Source organism: Gordonia sp. SCSIO 19800 (genome assembly GCF_018132775.1).
Classification (GTDB): Bacteria; Actinomycetota; Actinomycetes; order Mycobacteriales; family Mycobacteriaceae; genus Gordonia; species Gordonia hongkongensis.
Genome location: NZ_JAGRQM010000005.1, coordinates 1 through 22187, shown reverse-complemented (window position 1 = coordinate 22187; position 22187 = coordinate 1). Strand labels below are relative to the sequence as shown.

Genomic DNA, 22187 nt, shown 5'->3' with positions numbered 1-22187 from the left:
AGGGGGGTCAGCCCGCGAGCGCCCGCAGCGCCGGAACCAACTGCGCCAACGCTTTTCCGCGGTGACTGAGCCCGTCCTTCTCCGCCGGCGACAGCTCCGCCGCGGACCGGCCGTCGGCGATCTCGTCGTCGGGGGCGAACAGCGGGTCGTACCCGAACCCGTTCGGCCCGCGCTCCTCTCGCAGGACTCGTCCGCGCCACTCGCCGCGCACCACCGTCTCCGTCCCGCCCGGCAGCACGAGCGCGCAGGCCGAGACGAACGCGGCGCCGCGTCGTTCGTCCGGGGTGTCCGACAGCTGGGCGAGCAGCAGCGCGTTGTTGGCCGGGTCGTCCCCGTGCCGGCCCGACCAACGCGCCGACAGCACGCCCGGCATGCCGTTCAGGGCATCCACCGCGATACCGGAATCATCCGCGAGACATGGGATTCCGATGGCCTTCGCACCCGCGCGGGCCTTGATCAGCGCATTGTCCTCGAAGGTGGCACCGGTCTCGGGTTCCTCCGGGTACTCGGCCACGGCGTCGAGACCGATGACCTCCACCCCGGTGATTCCCGCGGCGTCGACGACGCGCTGCAATTCGGCGAGCTTCTTGCGATTACGGCTGGCCAGCAGCACCGAGGACATCAGGCCCGTCCGGGGAGTTCGCCGGGGTACGGCTCGGCGAGTACGGCTCGCTGCGCCTCGAACAGCTTCTCGGTTCCGATCGCGGCCACGTCGAGCAGCGCATCGAGCGTCGAGCGCGGGAACGTCGCACCCTCGCCGGTGCCCTGCACCTCGACGAGCGTGCCGGCGTCGGTCGCCACGACGTTCATGTCCACCTCGGCGCGCGAGTCCTCTTCGTAGGGAAGGTCGAGCCGGACGCGGCCGTCGACAACCCCCACGCTGACCGCGGCGATCGCGCACGAAAGCGGTTGCGGGTCGGACAGTTTGCCCGCGGCACGCAGGTAGGTGATCGCGTCCGCCAGCGCGACATAGGCACCGGTGATGGCTGCGGTGCGGGTACCGCCGTCGGCCTGCAGGACGTCGCAGTCCAGGGCGATGGTGTTCTCGCCCAGGGCACCGAGATCGACGCACGCACGCAGCGACCGGCCGATGAGTCGACTGATCTCGTGGGTGCGACCACCCACCCGGCCCTTGACCGATTCACGTGACGACCGGTCGTGGGTGGCGGCGGGCAACATCGCGTACTCCGCGGTCAGCCAGCCCAAGCCTGAACCACGACGCCACGGCGGGACACCCTCGGTGACACTCGCGGTGCACATCACCCGCGTCTTGCCGAATTCCACCAGGACCGAACCCGCCGGATGGCTGGTGAAACCGCGGGTGAACGTGATGGGACGGAGTTCGTCGTCGGCTCTGCCGTCAGCTCGTGTGGTCACGGGTCTCACTGTAACGACCGGCGCGGACACGACAGCTAGGTGAGGTCGAAGACCTGTCCCTGGCTGACGAGCTCCGTCGGACCGGAGAACGTGCTGCGGGCCTCGGCGAGGATCTCCGCCGAATCGGACCACGGGGCGACGTGGGTGATCGCGAGTGTTCGGACGTTCGCCTTGGTCGCGGCCTCCCCCGCCTCGATGCCCGACATGTGCAGATCCGGTGGGCGCTCCGAGGGCGCATGGGTCCACGACGCCTCGCACAGGAACAGGTCGGCGTCGGCCGCGAGGTCGATGAGTTCGTCGCACGGCGCGGTGTCTCCGCTGTAGGCGATCACCTGTCCGTCGGGACCGGTGATCCGCAGACCGAAGGTGTCGGGCGGATGATTGACGTTCATCGCCCGGATTCGCATCCCGCCCAGGGTGATCTCCTGGTCGTCGCTCCACTCGTGGACGTCGAAGGTGTCGGTGATGTCGTCGAGCTGTCCGGGGAATTCCGACGACCCGTAGCCGATCCGGAGGGCGGTGCCGGGTGGGCCGTAGAGCGGCGCCCGCCGCCGTGCCGGCTGTGGTGCGTACCGACGCCAGACGAGCATCGCGGGCAGATCGAGGCAGTGATCGGCGTGGAGATGACTGAGGACGACGGCGACATTGTTGGGGTCGGTGACGCGCTGCAGTTCGCCGAAGACACCCGGGCCGCAGTCCACGAGGACCGGTTGTTCACCGGGTACGGAGAGCAGGTAGCCGGAGCACGCGGCTCCCGGTCCGCCCACACTGCCCGAGCACCCGAGGACCGTGAGACGCATAGGCCCCACTGTGCCACGATTCCGCGCGCGGGCGGCGGCATACGGGTCACAAGTGCGCGGCGATGCGCAGTTGACCCCTCACACGTGCTGCACGGCTCCGATCACCGGCCCCAAAAATCGGTTCGACAGTTTCGCGAAGAGCTCCGGGTCACCGGTCGCCTGGAAGACGCGGGTGGCGTCGCGGCCGGTGTGCGGGTGCAGCAGGTCGGCCTCGGTGAGGACCCGGAAGAGGTCCTTCGCCGTCTCCTCCGCGCTCGACACCAGGGTGACCTCGTCGCCCATCGCCAGCTGGATGACCCCGGACAGCAGCGGGTAATGGGTGCAGCCGAGGACCACGGTGTCCACGCCGGCCTGCTGCAGTGGTTCGAGGTAACCCTGCGCGAGTCCGAGGATCTGCCGGCCGCTGGTGATACCGCGTTCGACGAAGTCGACGAACCGCGGACAGGGCACCGAGGTGATCACCGCGTCGCGTGCTGCCGCGAACGAATCCTGATATGCCCGTGAGGAAATCGTCGCCTCGGTACCCAGCACGCCGATCCGGCCCGTCTTGGTGGCGACCACCGCGCGGCGCACCGCCGGCAGCACGACTTCGATGACCGGGATGGGGGCGTATCGCTCGCGCGCGTCGCGGAGGCAGGCGGCCGAGGCGGTGTTGCAGGCGATGACGATGGCCTTGACCCCGCGCTCGGCGAGGTCGTCGCCGATAGCGAGGGCGTGGCGTCGGATCTCCGGGATCGTGAGGGGACCGTACGGCCCGTTGGCCGTGTCGCCGATGTAGACGATGTCCTCGTCCGGCAGTAGATCGATGATGGCGCGCGCGACCGTCAGTCCCCCGACACCCGAGTCGAAGATCCCGATGGGTGCGTCCTGGCCGCCCGCCGCGATTATGGCGCGACCCCCGGTGCGGTGACCGCCGGCTTCCGTCGATCCCGGGCCGCGAGTGCCCACGCCGCGAACACGCCGGCCATCGCGCCGAACAGGTGGGCCTGCCAGGAGACCAGGGGCTCCGAGGGCAGGACGCCCCAGAGAATCGAGCCGTAGACCAGGAAGAGCACGAGGCCACCGAGGATCTGCCACAGATCACGATTGAACAGGCCGCGGACGATGAGGAAGGTGAGCCAGCCGAACACGATGCCCGACGCCCCGACGGTGATCGAGTACGGCGCTGCGAACAGCCACACACCGACCCCCGACACCACCCAGATGATGCCGGTGACGATGAGGAACCGCCGCGTCATCAGCACGAGGAAGCACAGCACCGCGCCGGGCATCAGATTCGCGAGCAGATGCTGCCAGTCGCCGTGCAGCAGCGGCGCCCACAGGATGCCGTCCAGCCCGTCCACCTGACGTGCCACGATGCCGTTCTGGTCGAGGTCGTAGTAAGTCGCCACATCGATGGCCTCGATGACGAACAGCACCGCGACGATGCACGCGGTGATGATCGCCGAACGCAGCCACAGCGGACGCGCGCGTCGCGCGGGCTGTTGCCCGACCGGCGGGGTGTACGAGCTCATGGCGGGGAAGTCCTCGGTAGCGGGGTCAGGCCCAGAGCTGGCCTTCGAGTGCCTGCTCCGCGTCGTCGAGACTACCTTCGTACGCCCCGGTCGACAGATACTTCCATCCCGCGTCGGGCACGACGAAGCCGATGTCGGCGCGGGTCCCGGCCTTCAGTGCCCGCCGGCCGATACCGCGCGCGGCCTGCAGGATCGCGCCGGTGGAGATGCCCGCGAAGATGCCTTCGAGGTCGATCAGCTCCCGCACTCGCGCGACCGCGTCCACGCCGGTCACCGAGAAGCGGCGGGTCAGCACCGAGTCGTCGTACAGCTCGGGGATGAAACCCTCGTCGATGTTGCGCAGGCCGTAGACCTCGTCGCCGTACCGCGGTTCGGCGGCGACGATCTCGATCTCGGGATTGCGTTCGCGCAGGAATCGCCCGACGCCCATCAGCGTTCCGGTCGTGCCGAGCCCGGCGACGAAGTGGGTGATCTCGGGCAGGTCGGCGTACAACTCGGGGCCGGTGCCCTCGTAGTGCGCCGCGACGTTCGCCGCGTTGCCGTACTGGTAGAGCATCACCCAGTCGGGATTGTCCGCGGCGAGGCCCTTGGCCACCGCGACCGCGGTGTTGGAGCCGCCCGCCGCGGGTGAGGAGATGACCTGCGCGCCGAACATGCGCAACAGCGAGCGCCGTTCCTCCGAGGTGTTCTCGGGCATCACGCAGATCAGTTGATAGCCCTTGAGTTTCGCCGCCATCGCGAGCGAGATGCCGGTGTTGCCGCTCGTGGGTTCGAGGATCGTCGAGCCCGGCCGCAGCAACCCGTCGCGTTCGGCCTGCTCGATCATCCGCAGCGCGGGGCGGTCCTTGATGGATCCGGTCGGGTTCCGGTCCTCGAGCTTGGCCCACAGGCGGACGTGCGGGCCCTCGTCGGAGTCGTCCCAGCGCGGCGAGAGCCGTTGCAGACCGATGAGCGGTGTGTTGCCGACCGAGTCGATCAGGGAGTCGTAGCGGGCCACGCTCAGCCGCCGGCGACCGCGGGCAGGATGGTCACCTCGTCACCGTCGTCGATCGGGGTGTCGAGGCCGCCGGAGAACCGCACGTCCTCGTCGTTGACGTAGATGTTGACGAACCGGTGCAGTTTGGCGGTGCCGTTCTCGTCGGGCGCGACGAGTCGTTCCTTCAGCCCGGCGTTGCCCGTCTCGAGGTCGTCGATCAGGGCGGCCAGCGTCGAACCCGACCCCTCGACGCGCTTCTCCCCGCCGGTGTGGGTGCGCAGGATCGTCGGGATGGATACGGTGACAGACATTCTCAGCTCCTGATCTCGATCTCTTCTTCGGTGACCGCACCGTCGACGATGCGATAGCTACGGATCTCGGCGGTCTCGGGGTCGCGCGTGGACACCAGCACGTAATGTGCGCCGGGCTCGCCGGCGTAGGAGATGTCGGTGCGGCTCGGGTACGCCTCGGTGGCGGTGTGCGAGTGGTAGATCACGACGGGTTCCTCGTCACGGCGGTCCATCTCCCGCCAGACCGCGAGCTGCTCGGCCGAGTCGAAACGATAGAAGGTCGGCGACCGCTCGGCGTTGATCATCGCGATGAAACGCTTCGGATCGTCGGAACCCTCCGGCCCGGCGATCACCCCGCAGGCCTCGTCGGGATGGTCGGCGCGCGCGTGCGCGACCATGGCATCGACCAGCTCCTGCCCGATCTTCAGCATCGGTGTCGCATTCTCCTGTCCAGACGTGTCCACACCCGGGGACCCCGGGGTTCCCCGAGGCGCAACATCGTCGCCTCGGCACCTATTCCGTTCGCCGTTCGCGACGACCCCGGTCAGCGGAAAGCCGACGGCGCCTTTTGTGCGTAGGTGGGGATCGATGCGACCGGTTCCGCCGCGAGGACCGCGTTCACGATGGCCTGCTGGACGACGTCGGCCGCGGCCCGGCACACCTCGGCGACCACGGCGACGTCGGCATGCATACCCGCCGGCGCCGGCACCGGTGTCGACGGCCGGACCGCGCCCGTGGCGACGCCGAAGATCGTGTCCCCGTCGAGCGGCGAGTGCGCGGGCCTGATCGCCCGCCCGAGACCGTCGTGTCCAGCCATCGCCAGCCGCTTGGTCATCGGAGCGTCGAGCACGGCATCGGTGGCCACGACACCGATCGTCGTGTTGAGCACGGTGTGCTTCGCCGCGAGGTCGGCGAGCCGGTCGATGTCGCCGGCCGATGGCCGGCGCAACCCCAGGCGGCCCAGTTCGGTCTCGCCGAGGTCCCACGGCAGCCCGGTCTGTGGGTCGATGACCGCCCCGACCGGGTTGGCGACCATCACTGCACCGACGGTGATGCCGGCCGCGGGACCGGCGTCGAACGTCATCGACGCCGTCCCGACCCCGCCCTTGAGCGCGCCGGCCCGGGCGCCGACACCCGCACCCACGCACCCGACGGCGAATTCCGTGTCCGCCGCGCGGACCGCGTCCACTCCGAAGTCCGCGTCGGGTCGGTGGTCCCAGGCGCCGACGGGGAGGTCGAAGATCACCGCGGCGGGGACGATCGGCACCACGTGCCCGCGGTCGTCGAGCGGGAGTCCGATCCCGTCGGCCTCGAGCGCGCGCATGACCCCGTCGGCGGTGGCCAGTCCGTAGGCACTACCTCCGCTGAGCACGATGGCGTGCGCGGTCTGGACCGTGTTCGACGGGTCGAGGAGATCGGTTTCGCGGGTACCCGGACCGCCACCGCGGACGTCGACGGCGGCGATGGCGCCCGGCGCCGACACCCGTACGACGGTGGTCCCGGTGGCCCACCCGTGACCGTCGGGGGCCTCCGGTGCACCGGCGACCCGGGCGTCGGGGTCGACGCGGTGCGCGTGCCCGACGGCGAGGCCGGCGATGTCGGTGATGCGATTGCCGGCCGGGGCCGGTCGGCCGAGTGTGCTCACGAGACCCCTGACGTCGAAGCGGACGAAGTTCCCGAACGGAACCCTAGTGGTGTGTCTCGGAAATAGGTGGCCGGTATCCGGTGGAGCGATCGGCGGTCTGGCAAGGCGGAGGAGGGAGGGATAGCGGAGCTATCTCGACCGACGACAACGCAGCCAGGCGCCGATCGAGCGCCGGAGACCAGTCGCTTATTTCCGAGACACACCACTAGTCACATCAGGGCTTCGACGAGGAGGTCCTGCATCACCGTGAGCCAGTGGTAGACGTCGAGATGCGCCGCATGCGGGTGGTCGGGCGGCAACTGCTCGGGCGTGTCCTCGGAGATCCCGAGCATCGCGCCGAGTGCCAGTCGCACGTCGTTGAGCGAGGTGAGCCACGCCGCGGCCTCGTCGGGAGTCAGGGCGAAGTCCCCGCCCCCGGCCGGCAGGGTGTCGAGCAACACCCGGGCGGCGCCCAGCTTGGCGTCGATGATCTGTGGTTCGTGAACGCTTCGCAGCGCCGAGTTCAGTTCGCCGTTGACGACCTCGGCGGAGAGTTCGTCGTCCTGGTCGGGCCGGTGGAAATCCGGGAGGAGACGGCCCAGGGTCACATCGTCGGGTGCCTGCGAGTGCCCGACGTCGATACCGGTCAGCCTCGCGAGGTCGTCGCGGGGCGCGGAATCGGCTCGTTCGGTGAGCAATTCGCACATCGACGTGACCATCGACGCGAGCAGCTCTGCTTCGTGCGCGTCGAGTTGCGATGCGATGCGCATCGTCTCGCCGCGCCCCTTGCGTTTCCAGGTGCGCACGCGTCTCAGTGTGCCTGCCGCGCCGCGAAAGCCGATCGACCGGTTGGGAGTCGTCCGCGGCCGGTCCGGGTCACGAATCCCGCTGCATCGTCGCCCACAGCCCCGCGGCGTGCAGCTTCGCGACGTCGGCCTCGACCTTTTCCCGGTCCCCGGAGGACACCACTGCCCTGCCCTCGGTGTGGACCTGCATCATCAGTTCGTTGGCGCGGGACTCGGAGTAGCCGAAAATCTTCTGGAAGACGAAGGTGACGTACCGCATCAGATTGACCGGGTCGTCCCACACGATCGTCATCCAGGGCTTGTCGAGTCCCGCCGCGCCGTCGGCGACCTCTGGTTCGGCAACCGCCGTACCGCCGGGGGTAGCCTCGTGCGCACGAGTTTCGTCAGGCGCCATGAGGACAGGGTAGGCGATTGTGAGCAACGACAACACCGCGCTGCTGACCGATCAGTACGAACTGACGATGGTCGCAGCGGCACTTCGCCACCCGGTTGCGCACCGCCAGTGCGCATTCGAGGTCTTCGCGCGCCGCCTCCCCGACGGCCGGCGCTATGGCGTGGTGGCCGGAACCGGCCGCGTTCTGGACGAACTCGCGGCGTTCCGGTTCGGCGACGAGGAGATCGCCGTGGTCGAGCGATTCCTGGACGCGGACACGGTCGCCTGGCTGCGGGACTATCGGTTCTCCGGTGACATCGACGGCTACCGGGAAGGCGAACTCTACTTCCCCGGTTCGCCGATCCTCACCGTCCGCGCGCCCTTCGCGGAGGGAGTCCTGCTCGAGACCCTGATCCTCTCGATCCTCAACCACGACAGCGCGATCGCGTCGGCCGCGGCTCGAATGGTCAGCGCGGCGGGGTCGCGCCCGATCATCGAGATGGGCTCGCGGCGCACCCATGAGCGCGCCGCCGTCGCCAGTGCGCGCGCCGCCTACATCGCCGGCGTCGCCGCCACCTCGAACCTCGAGGCGGCCCGGAGCTTCGGCGTGCCCAGCGCCGGCACCGCCGCCCACGCCTTCACCCTCGGTTTCACCGGACCGGACGGGCCCGACGAGAAGGCCGCGTTCGCCGCGCAGATCGAGGCCCTCGGGATCGGTACCACGCTGCTGGTCGACACCTACGACATCACCCAGGGCGTGCGCAACGCCATCGAGGTCGCCGGCCCCGGACTCGGTGCCGTGCGCATCGACTCCGGCGACCTCGGTGTGCTGGCGCGCCAGGTCCGCGCGCAGCTCGACGACCTGGGCGCGACGGAGACGAAGATCGTCGTGTCCGGTGATCTCGACGAGTACGCGATCGCCTCGCTGCGCGCCGAGCCGGTCGACACCTACGGGGTCGGGACATCCCTGGTCACCGGGAGCGGGGCGCCGACGGCGGGGATGGTGTACAAACTCGTCGAGGTCGACGGCCTGCCGGTGGCCAAACGGGCGAGTCACAAGGAGTCGCGCGGCGGCGCCAAGTCGGCCGTGCGGGCGGCCCGGTCGAGCGGCACGATCGTCGAGGAGATCGTGTATCGCGCCGACGGCACCCGCCCCGCGCCGGACGGGCTCGGCATCCGGGACCTGCAGATCCCGCTCGTCCGCGGTGGGACGCCCGTGGCGTCGCTGCCCACTCTCACCGATGCCCGCGCGCACCTCGCGGCCGGCCTGGTGAGCTTGCCCTGGGAGGGTCTCGGCCTGTCCCATGGAGATCCCGCGGTGCCGACCCGCTACGAGCTCGGCTGACCGCACCCCGACGCCCGGAACCGATGTCCCCCGACGACAGGAGAATTGGATGAGCGCCGAACGCAGCGACGGCACCCGTCCCGCCGACGCGCTGATCGTCGTCGACGTGCAGAACGACTTCTGCGAGGGCGGCGCCCTCGGGGTGAACGGCGGCGCCGCGGTCGCGCGGGCGGTCACGTCGATCCTCGACGAATACCGGACCGTCGTCGCGACCCGCGATTATCACATCGACCCCGGTGCGCACTTCTCCGACGACCCCGATTACGTCGACACCTGGCCACCGCACTGCCGCGTCGGCACCGACGGCGTCGCGTTCCACCGGGAATTCGACGCCGCGGCGGCGCACGAGGTGTTCTCCAAGGGCGAGTACAGCGCCGCGTACTCCGGCTTCGAGGGCGCGGCCGCCGACGGCTCCACCCTCGCCGTGTGGTTGCGGGAACGGAAGGTGAAGTCGGTCGACATCGTCGGCATCGCCACCGACCACTGCGTGCGGGCGACCGCGCTCGACGCCGTGGAGGCCGGTTTCAGCACCCGCGTCCTCCTGAACTTCACCGCCGGTGTCGCGCCCGAGACGACGTCGAAGGCTCTCTCGGCACTGCGGCAGGCGGGTGTCGAACTCGTGGGCGACCTGCTCTACGACGGGTCGAGTCGGACCGGGTAGCAGCGCCGCGGTCCCGACCACGATCCCGATCTCGACAGCGGGAACCGACCGGGCCCGCGATACGTCTGAAAGAACACCGTTCCCGCGCACGGCGAACCCAGCAAGGACAACCGGAACACACCTCATGCCCAACACACCCCCGGTGACCGACCTGCTCGACGCGGCGGTCACCGCACTCGGCGGTCGCCGCCGCGACGGTCAGGTCGCGATGGCCTCCGCGGTCGCGCACGCCATCGACACCGGTGAACATCTCGCGGTCCAGGCCGGCACCGGCACCGGCAAGTCGCTGGCCTACCTCGTGCCGGCCATCCGGCACGCCGTCGAGAGCGGCCGCACCGTCGTGGTGTCCACCGCGACGATCGCGTTGCAGCGCCAGCTCATCGAGCGCGATCTCCCCCGCCTGGCCAAGGCGCTGAAGAAGCCGATCGGCCGCGAGCCCACCTTCGCGATTCTCAAAGGGCGCGGAAACTATCTGTGCCTGAACAAGATCCACTCCGGTACCGCCGACGAGCCGGACACCGAGCTGTTCGACCCGTTCGAGCTGTCGCGCACCGGCCGGGAGGTCACGCGCCTGCGGGAGTGGAGCAGCGAGACCGAGACCGGCGACCGGGACGACCTCGTCCCCGGCGTCTCCGACCGGTCCTGGCGACAGGTCAGCGTCACCGCCCGCGAGTGCCTGGGCGCGGCCAACTGCTCCTACGGCGAGGACTGCTTCGCCGAGCAGTCCCGCCGCCGGTCCGGGAAGGTCGACGTGGTGGTGACCAACCACGCGCTGCTGGCCATCAACGCCACGAGCCCGGCCAACGTCCTGCCCGAGCACGACGTCGTCGTCATCGACGAGGCCCACGAGCTCGTCGACCGGATGACGTCGGTGGCCACCGACGAACTGTCGGCGGCCTCGGTGGCGCTCGTCGCACGCCGGTGCGGGAAGCTCGTCGACGAGGAGACCGCCGACGCCCTCCTGGGCGCCGGTGAACAGCTGGGCGAATTGCTCGACAACGCGCCGATGCGCCAGTGGACCGGCCTGCCGTCCGACGCCACCGCTGTCCTCGTGATGCTGCGGGACCGGCTGTGGCAGGCGCGCACCGCGATCGGACCGGTACGGATGGCCGGCGCCGACGACGGCGCGGCGGCCGCCCGCTCGGCGGCCCTGACCTCACTCGAGGACATGCACGACACCGTCGTCCGCGTACTCGGTGCGTTCGACGAACCCGACGAGGCGAAGCGGCGCGACGTCGTGTGGGCGTCACTGGACACCTCACGCCGCGGGGCCGAGCCCCGGCCCATCCTGCACATCGCACCCCTGTCGGTCGGCGGCCTGCTCCGGGCCTCCCTGTTCGCCGACGCCACGGTCATCCTGACCTCGGCGACCCTCACGATCGGCGGCTCCTTCGACGCCCTCGCCGCGACCTGGGGACTCCCGGCGTCGGGGCGCGGGACCGACCGTCCGGTGACGGACGAGACGAGCCCGGCAGCGGGGTCGAGCACAGCCGACGTCACCGCCAGCGGGAAGGCGGTCCCGTCCGATTCGGGTTCGGCACGCTGGACCGGCCTCGATGCCGGCTCGCCCTTCGACTATCCGCGGTCGGCGATTCTCTACGTCGCACGTCACCTCCCCCGACCCGACCGCTCGGGCATCTCGTCGCGGACGATGGACGAGATCGCCGAGCTCGTGAACTCCGCCGGCGGACGCACGCTCGGTCTGTTCTCCTCGATGCGCGCGGCGCGCGAAGCCGCCGACGCGATCCGCGACCGCACCGACCACCCGGTGCTGTGCCAGGGTGACGACACGACGTCCACCCTGGTCCGGCGGTTCGCCGACGACCCGGCGACCTGCCTGTTCGGCACCTTGTCCCTGTGGCAGGGGGTCGACGTGCCGGGCCCGTCGTTGAGCCTCGTGCTCATCGACCGCATCCCCTTCCCTCGTCCCGACGATCCGCTGCTGACCGCCCGGCAGCGTGCGGTCGATGCGCGCGGCGGCAACGGATTCCTGTCGGTGGCGGCCAACCACGCCGCGCTGCTGCTCGCCCAGGGCGCCGGCCGCCTGCTGCGTTCGGTCGACGACCGCGGGGTCGTCGCGGTCCTCGACTCCCGACTGGCCACGGCGGGGTACGGCGGTTATCTGCTCGCGTCGCTGCCCCCGATGTGGCGTACCACCGACCCCGCGGTCGTCCGTTCGGCACTGACCCGATTGACCGATCCCGCCCGTTCGGTGGGCTGACCTCGACCGACCCCGCTGCGCCCGGCCCGCCCGACACGGCGGGCGATCCATGACAAGACAATCCCGTCCGCGGGGCACTAGGTTGGGTACCGGTGATACCAACGAAGGCGAGACCGACAGCGCACCCCGGCCACTCACGGGAGCTGACGACAGGAGGCTCCACGTGATCGGGCGCATGGGTATCGACGACATCGCACCCCTTGTGTCAGCGGGCCAGCAACCTGCCAAAGCCGTTGTGGGAGAATACTTCCCGGTCAGTACCACGGCCTGGCGCGAAGGACACGACGCGCTCGGCGTCACACTGCACGTCGAGGCTCCGCGACGCGGGCCGTTCGATGTCCGGATGGTTCCCGCGCCGGAACCGGACACCTTCAACGCAGCCTTCGTCCCCGACGCCGTCGGATTCTGGTCGTACCGGATCGAGGCCTGGAGCGACCCCTACGCCACGTGGCGTTCGGCCGTTCTGAAGAAGCTCGACGCCGGGCAGGGCGCCGCCGACCTCGCCAACGACATCGAGACCGGCGCGCGGGTACTGGACACCGCAGCCGACCTGGTCGCCGGTGATGACCGAGAACTCCTGCTCGACGCCGCGCGCCAACTCCGGGCACGTCGTCGCCGTGTCGAGAACCGGGTGGGTCTGGCGGTCTCCGACGAGGTCGTCGAACTGCTGACCGCCCATCCCGTCCGCGAGCTCGTCACCAAGAGCCGTACCTACCGGGTGTGGGTCGATCGCAAGCGCGCACTGTTCGGCTCGTGGTACGAACTGTTCCCGCGCTCGACCGGCGGCTGGGACGGTGAGGGCAATCCCGTCCACGGCACGTTCCTCACCGCCGCCCAGGATCTGCCGCGCATCGCGGACATGGGCTTCGACGTCGTCTACCTGCCACCGATCCACCCGATCGGTGAGATCAACCGCAAGGGCCCCAACAACACCCTCGTCGCGGGACCCGAGGATGTCGGTTCGCCGTGGGCCATCGGATCTTCCGACGGCGGGCACGACGCCATCCATCCCCTCCTCGGCACCGAGGAGGACTTCGAGTACTTCGTCGGCCGGGCTCGCGAACTCGGCCTCGAGGTCGCGCTCGATCTGGCCCTGCAGTGCGCACCGGATCATCCGTGGGCGCTCGAGCATCCGGAGTGGTTCACCACCCAGCCCGACGGCACCATCGCCTTCGCGGAGAACCCGCCGAAGAAGTACCAGGACATCTACCCGCTGAACTTCGACAACGACCGCAACGGCATCTACCGAGCGGTCCTCAAGGTCGTCCTGCACTGGGTCGGGCTCGGAGTCGACATCTTCCGCGTCGACAATCCGCACACCAAGCCGCCGAACTTCTGGGAGTGGCTGATCAGTGAGGTGAAGAAGCGCCACCCCGACGTGCTCTTCCTCTCCGAGTCCTTCACCCGGCCGGCGCGGCTCTACGGCCTCGCCCGGCTCGGCTTCAGCCAGAGCTACACCTACTTCACCTGGAAGACGCTGAAGTGGGAGCTCGAGCAGTTCGGCCGGGAGATCGCCGACCACGCCGACGAGGCCCGCCCCAACCTCTTCGTCAACACCCCCGACATCCTGCACGAGAGTCTTCAGCACGGCGGTCCGGGCATGTTCGCACTGCGCGCCGCGCTCGCCGCGACCCTGGCCCCGACATGGGGTGTCTACAGCGGATACGAGCTGTACGAGCACGTCGCCGTGACCGAGGGCAGCGAGGAGTACCTCAACTCGGAGAAGTACGAGCTGCGGCCCCGTGACTACAAGGCGGCGGCGAGCCGCGGCGAGTCGCTCGAGCCGTGGATCACCTCGCTGAACGAGATCCGGCGCCGGCACCCCGCACTGCAGCAGCTGCGCAACATCCATTTCCACCATGTCGACAACCCGTCGCTGATCGCCTACTCGAAGATCGACCCGGTGTCGGGCGACCGGGTCATCGTCGTGATCAACCTGAACCCGTTCGGTCCCGAGGACTCCACGGTCTGGCTCGACCTGCCGACGCTCGGCTTCGAGTGGTACGACCGCTTCCCCGTCCGCGACGAGGTCTCCGGCGAGGAGTACTGGTGGGGCCAGGACAACTACGTCCGGCTCGAGCCATGGCGGGCGGTGGCGCACATCCTCGCCTTGCCGCCCCTCGAACCTGTTGCCGCACAACAGCTCGCCTATCGGATCCAGTGAGGTATCAGTGACCGATCGCACCGATCCGCCAGACCTGCCCGACCCCTACGCGACCGACCACGACCTGCGTCGGCTCGCGGCGCAGACCCATCCCGATCCACACGCCTTCCTCGGCGCCCACGACGCGCCCGGCGGCGCGACGATCCTGCGCACCCTGCGCCCGAACGCGATCTCGGTGTCGGCGGTCATCGGCGGAGTCGATCATCCGATGACCCGTCAGACCGACGACCTGTGGGTGGTCACCGTGCCGATGGCCGACCTGATGGACTACCGGTACCGCGTCGTCTACCCCGATTCCACCGGGGGCACGTCGGAATTCGTCGTGGCCGACGGTTACCGGTTCCTGCCGAGCCTCGGCGACGTCGACATCCATCTGTTCAGCGAGGGCCGCCACGAGGAACTGTGGAACGCCCTCGGTGCGCGGGTGACGTCGTACACGACCACCGACGGCGACGTGCACGGCACCGCCTTCTCCGTGTGGGCGCCGAATGCCCACGGTGTCACCGTGATCGGCGACTTCGACGACTGGACCGGGCGGGTTGCACCGATGCGCAAGGTCGGGGTCAGCGGGGTGTGGGAGGTCTTCATCCCCGACGTCGGCGACGGGACCCACTACAAGTTCCGCGTCCATGGCGCCGACGGCGTCATCCGCGACAAGGCCGACCCCATGGCCTTCCGCACCAGCACGCCCCCGGCAACCGCGTCCCGGGTCACCGTGTCCGAACATGTCTGGACCGACGACGCGTGGATCGCGCGCCGGGAACGGTCCGCGCCCGAGCGTGAGCCGATGAGCGTCTACGAGGTCCACCTCGCGTCCTGGCGTCAGGGCCTTGGCTACCGCGAACTCGCGCACGAGCTGGCCGATTACGCCGTCGAGAAGGGCTTCACCCACGTCGAGTTCCTGCCCGTCGCCGAGCACCCGTTCGGCGGTTCCTGGGGTTACCAGGTCACGTCGTACTACGCGCCGACGGCGCGCTTCGGAACGCCCGACGACTTCCGCTACCTCGTCGATCACCTCCACTCCCGTGACATCGCCGTGATCGTCGACTGGGTGCCGGCCCACTTCCCCAAAGACGACTGGGCGCTCGCCCGATTCGACGGCACCCCGCTGTACGAGCACGCCGATCCGATGCGCGGCGAGCAGCTCGACTGGGGCACCTACGTCTTCGACTTCGGCCGGCACGAGGTCCGCAACTTCCTCGTGGCGAACGCCCTGTTCTGGTTCAGCGAGTTCCACATCGACGGTCTCCGCGTCGACGCGGTGGCCTCGATGCTCTACCTGGACTACTCACGACCGGCCGGGCAATGGCGCCCCAATGTGCACGGCGGTCGCGAGAACCTGGAGGCGGTGCAGTTCCTCCAGGAGACCAACGCGACTGTGCACAAACATTTCCCGGGCGTGATCACGGTGGCCGAGGAGTCGACCGCATGGCCGGGCGTGACCCGCATGACCGATCTCGGCGGGCTGGGGTTCAGCTTCAAGTGGAACATGGGCTGGATGCACGACACCCTCGACTACCTGTCCCGCGATCAGATCCACCGCAGCTTCCACCACCACGAGATCACCTTCTCGCTGGTGTACGCGTGGAGCGAGAATTTCGTGCTGCCGCTCTCCCACGACGAGGTCGTGCACGGCAAGGGCACCCTGTGGACGCGCATGCCGGGCGATTCGTTCGCCAAGGCCGCGGGCGTGCGGGTCTACCTCGCCTACATGTGGTCCCACCCCGGCAAGCAACTGCTGTTCATGGGACAGGAGTTCGGGCAGACCGGCGAATGGGCCGACAACCGGAGTCTGGACTGGCATCAGCTGGAGGGCTGGGAGGGCGAACTGCACTCCGGCATCTCGGCCCTCGTCACCGACCTGAACCGGATCTACCGGTCCCGACCGGCGCTGTACACCCAGGACATCGATTCACTGGGTTACGAGTGGATCGACGCCAACGACACCGCCAACAACGTGATCAGTTTCCTCCGGTACGGCACCGACGGATCGGTCGTCGCGTGCCTGTTCAACCTGAGCGGCTCCGACCGCGCCGACTATCAGGTCGGGTTGCCCTCGGCCGGGGTCTGGGACGAGATCCTCAACACCGATGCCGACGCCTACAGCGGTGCCGGGCGCGGCAACATGGGTTCGATCACGGCGGACGGGCCGTCCTATCACGGACGTCCCGTGTCGGCTCGGGTCATGCTGCCCGCCAACTCGGCGATCTGGCTGGTGCCGCGGGAGTGAAGGCCCCGCGGCACGCGGCGCTCAGTAGAGCGCGCTGGCGAGCTTGCGCCGGGCGCTCACGACGAACTGCTCGGCGGGATCGAAGAGTTCGAACAGCTCGAGCAGCCGGGTGCGCGCCCGGGTGCGCTCCTCCCCCGCGGTCACGCGCACGACGTCGATGATGCGGTCGAACGCGGCTTCGGGCTGTTGGTTGAGCAGCAGGACGTCCGCGGCCGCGAGCTGCGCGTCGACGTCACGGGGGGACGCCGACTCCACGATGGCGGGATCGTGCGCCTGCGCCCGCAGGATGAACTCGAGGTTCCGCGCGGCGGACACCGCTTCGAGGTTCTCCGGCTCGGCCTCGGCGATCGCCCGGTAGTCGGCGAGTGCGCCGTCGAAGTCGCCGTCGTTCAGCTTCGTCTCGGCGGCGACCAGCCTCGGGTCCTCGGGCTCCGGCTCGGGTGCGGGCCCGTCGGGAACGCCCGGGAGGATGTCGCCGATCTGGGCGAAGATGTCGTCGATCCACTGGGTGATCTCGGCCTCGGAGCGCACCCCGTTGAAGGCGGTCACCGGCTGTCCCTGCACGATCGCGACGACCATCGGGATCGACTGCACCCGGAACGCCTGTGCGATACGGGGATTGGCGTCGACGTCGACCTTCGCCAGCACCCAGCGCCCGCCCGACTGCGCGGCGAGGCGTTCGAGGACCGGCGACAACTGCTTACACGGCCCGCACCATTCCGCCCACAGGTCGATGACCACGAGCTGCTGCATCGACCGGTTGAGCACCTCGGCCTCGAACGTCTCCTCGGTGACGTCGAGGACCGCGGCCGCCGCGGTTCCCGCACCGGCGGCCGGCGATTGCCCGCCCTCGGCGGGCGGCTCACCGGGCGCGGCAGGTCGTGCTGCGGCCTGCGACTGGGCCCGTTGCGCTTGTGCGCGTTCGGCTTCGGCCCGCTCCTTGAGTACGCCGAGATCCACCGCGCCGGACATGGCCATGGCTGCTGCCGCCTGCTGTCGGGCCGCGGCGGCGGCCTGCTGACGATTGGTTGGTCGCGTCACCCCTCCAGTGTGTCACGACCGCCCACGCGGAATCAGACGACGTCGGGCGAACGCGTTCCGTCCGGCGCGGCGGTGCGCGTGCGGTCCGGGCGAACGACCGGCGCGAGCACGACGGCGAGGACGAGCGCCGCCACGGCCGCGAGCAACCCGGTGTTCAGCGAGGTCCGGCTGCTGATGAAGCCGACGACCGCGGGACCGGCGAGCATGCCGAGATAGCCGCATCCGACGACGGCGGAGATCGTCCGGCCGCTCGACTCCCCCGACAGATTGCCCGCCGCGGTGAAGATCTGCGGGATCAGCCCCGCCAGGCCCAGTCCGAACACACCCCATCCCACGATGGCGAGCGCGGGTACGGGCGAGAGCACCGCGATCAGGATCCCGGCGGTGCCGAGCAGGCCGCCGTAGCGGACGACCGCCACCGGTCCCACCGACCCGACGACCGGATCGATGACGAATCGCGCAACGGTCATCGTCGCGCTGAATGCGCCGAACGCGATGGCGCCGACGGCTTCGGCGGAACCGAAGGTCTCGACCACGTGCAGTGCACTCCAGTCGTAGGCGGTGCCCTCGGCGAGCATGAGTGCGAACGCGACCACCGCCAGCAGGACCAGGCGGCGCCGGTCCACGGTGTGCCACCACTTCCCGGACGCGGGGCCGTCGGCGTCTGCACCGCGTGCACTCGCATCGTCGGTCCCCACCTCGCGACCAGCCAGACCGCGCGCGTTCCACGCCACGACGCCGATGCCGGCCGCCGCGGCGCAGGCCACGGTGAGGACGACACCGACGTCGGCCCACAGGGTTGCCGCGACCACTCCCGAACCCACGAGACTGCCCGCCGAGAAGAACCCGTGGAACGACGACATGATCGGTCGGCCGTAGGCCCGTTCGACCACGACCGCCTGCGCGTTCATCGACACATCCAGGCAACCGTTGGCGAATCCGAAGGCGACGAGCGCGGCGGCGAGCGTCAGGGCGTCGGCGGCGAGCACCGGGGCGACGATGACCGCCGACAGCAGCAGCGCGGCACCGATCGTCACCGGCCGGGACCCCCGACGGTCGATCAGACGGCCGCAGACCTGCATGCCGACGAACGCCGACGCGCCGAGCAACAGCAACAGTCCGCCGAGTTGGTCGTGATCGACTCCGGTGCGCGCACTGATGACCGGGATGTGGGCCACCCACATCGCGGCGAGAAACCCGTTGAGCGCGAAGATCGCCCCGACGCTGCGGCGGGAGCGCCGGAGCGTCGGGGCGATCGAAGGCGGGATCGGGGCGGTCAGGCCGTGGCCTGCCTGGGCGCGCGGTCGGCGGACAGTTCGGCGAGATGGCCGTTACGGCGCGCCCACCACTCGAACACGATCGTGCCGAACGGCGGGAGGCTCGAGACCAGCGCCAGCAGGGTGACGATCGGGATTCCGATCCGCCGCGAACCCACCGGCAGCTCCCACTTCACCGCGTTCCACTTGAGCTGGATCGCCGTGATCAGGGCGACGACCACGAAGATCACGAAGACGATCCCGTGGATCATGCCCGGCTTGGCGATGGCCTCGTCGTCGTCGTTGACCCGCTTGACGACCATGGCGACCAGCAGGACCGCCCAGGTGATCGCCTCGGCGACGGCGACGAACCGGAAGCGCTTGGCGGGAGTGGTCAGGTCGAAGAATGACAGCATGGCCCTCATTGTGCCGAATCGGACAGCAAACTACTACAAGATGTCGTAGACATCTCGTTCGTTCAGGACTTCGGAACCCGGATGATCAGCGCGTCACCCTGGCCGCCGGCTCCACAGAGCGCGGCTGCACCGACGCCACCGCCCCGTCGCTTCAGCTCGAGCGCGACATGCAGCGCGACGCGCGCCCCGGAGGTCCCGATCGGATGTCCGACGGCGATCGCACCACCGTTGACATTGACGATCTCGGGATCGACGCCGAGCTGCTTGGTCGAGGACAGCCCGACCGCCGCGAAGGCCTCGTTGATCTCGATGAGGTCCAGGTCCGCGGGTGCGATGCCCTCGCGGTCACAGGCCTTGACGATCGCATTGGCCGGCTGCGCCTGCAGGCTGGAGTCCGGGCCGGCGACGACGCCGTGGGCGCCGATCTCGGCCAGCCACGTGACGCCCAGTTCCTCGGCCTTGGCCTTGCTCATCACCACGACGGCCGCCGCGCCGTCGGAGATCTGCGACGAGTTGCCCGCGGTGATCGTGCCGTCCTTGCGGAAGGCCGGCCGCAGCCCGGACAGCGACTCCACGGTGGTGTTGGCGCGAATCCCCTCGTCCTCGGCGAACTCGATCGGGTCGCCCTTACGCTGCGGGATGGCCACCGGCACGACCTCGTCGTCGAAGACGCCGTTCTTCCACGCGGCTGCGGCGAGCCGGTGGCTTCGTGCCGCGAACTCGTCCTGTTGCTCACGGGTGAACCCGTCGGCGTCGTTGCCCTGCTCGGTCAGCGCCCCCATCGGCTGATCGGTGAAGGCGTCGAAGAGCCCGTCGAACGCCATGTGGTCGACGAGTTCGGTGTTGCCGTACTTGAAGCCGCCGCGGCTGTTGGGCAGGAGATGGGGCGCCTGGGTCATCGACTCCTGGCCGCCGGCGACGACGACGTCGAACTCGCCGGCCCGGATGAGCTGATCGGCCAGCGCGATCGCGTCGATCCCCGACAGACACATCTTGTTGATGGTCAGGGTCGGGACGTCCCAGCCGATGCCGGCCTTGATCGCGGCCTGGCGGGCGGGCATCTGACCGGCCCCCGCGGTCAGCACCTGGCCCATGATCACGTACTCGACCTCGGATGCCGGAACGCCGGCCCGCTCGAGTGCGCCCTTGATGGCGACCGCGCCGAGATCGACCCCGCTGAAGTCCTTCAGGGAGCCCAGCAGGCGGCCGAAGGGGGTGCGTGCGCCGGCGACGATGACCGTGGTCTTGTCGGCAGTCGAAGTCATGAGGGAACCTCCGGGAAGTGTCTAGATAGGGGGCCAACCGAGCGCCCGCTCTGTGCGCTCAACACCTCAACGCTACCGTTGTCCCATGTCTTCCTCAGCAACGGACCCCAGCGCCACCGCACTCATCTCCGACCTGATCGTCGCCATCGATCACGTCGGCATCGCCGTCCCCGATCTCGACGCCGCCAAGGAGTGGTACGCCACCCACCTCGGGTTCGAGACGCTGCATCAGGAGACGAACGCCGAGCAGGGCGTCGAGGAGGCCATGGTCGGCCCGGCCGGCGGCACCGGTGCGGTCATCCAGTTGCTCGCCCCGCTCGACGAGTCGTCGACGATCGCCAAGTTCATCGACCGCAACGGTCCTGGGCTCCAGCAGCTCGCCGTGCGGGTGACCGACGTCGACGCGGTCACGGCACGACTCACCGAAGCCGGCGTCCGGGTCCTCTATCCTGCCGCGAAGCGGGGCACCGCGGGCTCCCGCATCAACTTCGTCCACCCCAAGGACGCGGGCGGCGTGCTGCTCGAACTCGTGGAACCCGCCGCCACCGCACACTGATCCGCCGCAACGGCCGAAAACCGTTGCGCCGCTAGCTGACTCGACATGCCGAGCCGGCCGCTCCCATCCGTGGACCGGCCGGCTCGGCACCTCCACGCACGGCGTCGCCGACGTCGAGGAGATCCCGCACTCTCTCCGATACACTGGCCGCCATGCCAGGTCCCGCACGGCAATTGCCCTTCGCGATCGTGATGCGCGGTTATGACCGTGAGCAGGTCGCCGATCACCTCCAGCGCCTCGACGCCGATCTGCGCGTCCTCGCCGCCGATCGCGACGCCGCCACCGCCAACGCACACGAACTCGCCGCGCATCTCGAGGACGCGCGCGACGAGATAGCCGAACTGCGCCGGGAGGTCGACAAGCTCTCGGTCCCGCCGACCACCGCGCAAGGGATGAGCGAGCGACTGTCGCGGATGCTGCAGCTGGCGTCCGACGAAGCGTCGGAGATGCGCGCCGAAGCGGCCGCCGAAGCCGCCGAGACGCTGTCCATCGCGCGCCAGGAGGCCGCCGACATGCGGTCGTCGGCCGCGACCGACGCCGAGCGCGTCCGGGGCGAGGCACGCACGGCCGCGAAGAAGCTGGTCGACGAGGCCGCCGCCCGGGCACGGCAGGTCAAGGAGACCGCGGCCGCCAACGAGTCGGAGTCCGCCCGCCTCATCGCCGAGCGCACCGCCGCGATGGAGGCCGAACACACCAAGACCATGCAGGCCGCCAAGGACGAGGCCCGCCGAGTGGTGGAGAAGGCGAAAGCCGAGGTCGCCGAACTCGAGGCGGTCAGCGCCGCCGAACGCCGGGCCGAGCGGGAACGCCATGATGCCGAACTCGCCGATCAGCGCGAACGCGCACTCGACGAGGCGGCACACATCCGTCAGACCGCGCTCGACATCGCGACCGAACGACTCGATCGATCACGCGAACTCGCGCAGGCGGCTGATCGCACGCGTCAGGACATCGCCGCCAACCTCGGGCGGCTACGCGAGGAGCTGGCCGAGTTGCCGGAACTGCTCGCCCAGCCCGACGACTCCGAGTACTCCGTGCTGTCCGACGCCGACGATCTCGACCTCCTCAACCGCAAGCTCTCGCCCGAGGCGCGGTCGCCGGAGGTCCGCTCCGCCTGATCCGAAAGAACCACACAACCTCAGGTCCCAGCCCCTGCTCCCTGAGCCTGGATCCGTGGATGGGTTCGGGGTGTCGGTAACGTGAAAATGCCCTCTGAGCTGGAATGATTGGTGGTGTTGAGACACAAAACATTCCAGCTCAGAAGGCACTTTC

The 22187-nt window shown here is 69.5% G+C and carries 22 protein-coding genes; 7 read left to right on the top strand and 15 right to left on the bottom strand.

Going from position 1 to position 22187, the window contains the following annotated elements; translation table 11 throughout:
* Positions 1-7: 7 nt before the first annotated feature.
* From rdgB to clpS, 11 genes are all read right to left on the bottom strand, one after another.
* Complete coding sequence (gene rdgB / locus KB201_RS07540) at positions 8-622, bottom strand: RdgB/HAM1 family non-canonical purine NTP pyrophosphatase (RefSeq protein ID WP_058249995.1); 615 nt, start codon at positions 620-622, stop codon at positions 8-10.
* Positions 622-1377 carry a ribonuclease PH gene (gene rph / locus KB201_RS07535; protein WP_058249994.1) on the bottom strand — a complete coding sequence of 252 codons (756 nt, stop codon included), beginning with the start codon at positions 1375-1377 and terminating at the stop codon, positions 622-624. The genes rdgB and rph overlap by 1 nt, the downstream gene beginning before the upstream one ends.
* A 35-nt stretch (positions 1378-1412) precedes the next feature.
* Positions 1413-2177: a cyclic nucleotide-degrading phosphodiesterase gene (locus tag KB201_RS07530; protein ID WP_058249993.1), complete on the bottom strand. Its 765-nt coding sequence runs from the start codon at positions 2175-2177 to the stop codon at positions 1413-1415.
* Positions 2178-2255: 78 nt separating this feature from the next.
* Complete coding sequence (gene murI / locus KB201_RS07525; protein ID WP_211538852.1) at positions 2256-3065, bottom strand: glutamate racemase; 810 nt, start codon at positions 3063-3065, stop codon at positions 2256-2258.
* Positions 3062-3691 carry a rhomboid family intramembrane serine protease gene (locus KB201_RS07520; RefSeq protein ID WP_211538760.1) on the bottom strand — a complete coding sequence of 210 codons (630 nt, stop codon included), beginning with the start codon at positions 3689-3691 and terminating at the stop codon, positions 3062-3064. The genes murI and KB201_RS07520 overlap by 4 nt, the downstream gene beginning before the upstream one ends.
* 25 nt (positions 3692-3716) lie before the next feature.
* Positions 3717-4688: a PLP-dependent cysteine synthase family protein gene (locus KB201_RS07515; RefSeq protein WP_058249991.1), complete on the bottom strand. Its 972-nt coding sequence runs from the start codon at positions 4686-4688 to the stop codon at positions 3717-3719.
* Positions 4689-4690: 2 nt separating this feature from the next.
* The gene (locus KB201_RS07510; RefSeq protein WP_065629054.1) at positions 4691-4978 is read right to left on the bottom strand and encodes a MoaD/ThiS family protein; all 288 of its coding nucleotides are present in this window, start codon (positions 4976-4978) and stop codon (positions 4691-4693) included.
* A 2-nt stretch (positions 4979-4980) separates the two neighbouring features.
* Positions 4981-5388: a Mov34/MPN/PAD-1 family protein gene (locus tag KB201_RS07505; protein ID WP_211538759.1), complete on the bottom strand. Its 408-nt coding sequence runs from the start codon at positions 5386-5388 to the stop codon at positions 4981-4983.
* Positions 5389-5501: 113 nt separating this feature from the next.
* A complete protein-coding gene (locus KB201_RS07500) occupies positions 5502-6602 on the bottom strand; it encodes a P1 family peptidase (RefSeq protein WP_068971706.1) in 1101 nt (366 codons plus the stop codon).
* Between the two features lie 209 nt (positions 6603-6811).
* Positions 6812-7387 (bottom strand): DUF2017 domain-containing protein, encoded by a 576-nt coding sequence (locus KB201_RS07495; protein WP_137810879.1) that lies wholly within the window; start codon positions 7385-7387, stop codon positions 6812-6814.
* Positions 7388-7457: 70 nt separating this feature from the next.
* Positions 7458-7781 (bottom strand): ATP-dependent Clp protease adapter ClpS, encoded by a 324-nt coding sequence (clpS, locus tag KB201_RS07490; RefSeq protein WP_058249987.1) that lies wholly within the window; start codon positions 7779-7781, stop codon positions 7458-7460.
* A 19-nt stretch (positions 7782-7800) separates the two neighbouring features.
* On the opposite strand from clpS, the gene KB201_RS07485 reads away from it, so the two are divergent.
* The 5 genes from KB201_RS07485 to glgB all read left to right on the top strand — a co-directional run bounded on the left by KB201_RS07485 (position 7801) and on the right by glgB (position 16381).
* Entirely contained in the window at positions 7801-9105 is a 1305-nt protein-coding gene (locus KB201_RS07485) for a nicotinate phosphoribosyltransferase (protein WP_065629058.1), read from the top strand.
* A gap of 49 nt (positions 9106-9154) precedes the next feature.
* On the top strand, positions 9155-9766 hold the full coding sequence (locus KB201_RS07480) for an isochorismatase family protein (protein ID WP_058249985.1): 612 nt from the start codon (positions 9155-9157) through the stop codon (positions 9764-9766).
* A gap of 124 nt (positions 9767-9890) precedes the next feature.
* A complete protein-coding gene (locus KB201_RS07475; RefSeq protein WP_058249984.1) occupies positions 9891-11987 on the top strand; it encodes an ATP-dependent DNA helicase in 2097 nt (698 codons plus the stop codon).
* 163 nt (positions 11988-12150) lie between these two features.
* On the top strand, positions 12151-14151 hold the full coding sequence (locus KB201_RS07470; RefSeq protein WP_211538758.1) for a maltotransferase domain-containing protein: 2001 nt from the start codon (positions 12151-12153) through the stop codon (positions 14149-14151).
* 7 nt (positions 14152-14158) lie between these two features.
* Entirely contained in the window at positions 14159-16381 is a 2223-nt protein-coding gene (gene glgB, locus KB201_RS07465) for a 1,4-alpha-glucan branching protein GlgB (protein ID WP_065629060.1), read from the top strand.
* Between the two features lie 21 nt (positions 16382-16402).
* On the opposite strand, the gene KB201_RS07460 is transcribed toward glgB, so the two are convergent.
* The 4 genes from KB201_RS07460 to KB201_RS07445 form a co-directional block, all read right to left on the bottom strand.
* Complete coding sequence (locus KB201_RS07460) at positions 16403-17359, bottom strand: tetratricopeptide repeat protein (RefSeq protein WP_175401053.1); 957 nt, start codon at positions 17357-17359, stop codon at positions 16403-16405.
* A gap of 95 nt (positions 17360-17454) precedes the next feature.
* Positions 17455-18606, bottom strand: coding sequence for an MFS transporter (locus KB201_RS07455; RefSeq protein ID WP_211538757.1), 1152 nt, complete (start codon positions 18604-18606; stop codon positions 17455-17457).
* A gap of 92 nt (positions 18607-18698) precedes the next feature.
* A complete protein-coding gene (locus tag KB201_RS07450) occupies positions 18699-19094 on the bottom strand; it encodes a DUF3817 domain-containing protein (protein WP_058249980.1) in 396 nt (131 codons plus the stop codon).
* Positions 19095-19156: 62 nt separating this feature from the next.
* Positions 19157-20359 (bottom strand): acetyl-CoA C-acetyltransferase, encoded by a 1203-nt coding sequence (locus KB201_RS07445; protein ID WP_065629062.1) that lies wholly within the window; start codon positions 20357-20359, stop codon positions 19157-19159.
* Between the two features lie 85 nt (positions 20360-20444).
* Here KB201_RS07445 and mce point away from each other — a divergent pair, with 85 nt between their 5' ends.
* Both mce and KB201_RS07435 read left to right on the top strand, forming a co-directional pair.
* Positions 20445-20915: a methylmalonyl-CoA epimerase gene (gene mce, locus KB201_RS07440; protein ID WP_211538756.1), complete on the top strand. Its 471-nt coding sequence runs from the start codon at positions 20445-20447 to the stop codon at positions 20913-20915.
* A 152-nt stretch (positions 20916-21067) separates the two neighbouring features.
* Positions 21068-22033: a hypothetical protein gene (locus tag KB201_RS07435; protein WP_058249977.1), complete on the top strand. Its 966-nt coding sequence runs from the start codon at positions 21068-21070 to the stop codon at positions 22031-22033.
* The last annotated feature ends 154 nt before the right edge of the window (positions 22034-22187 follow it).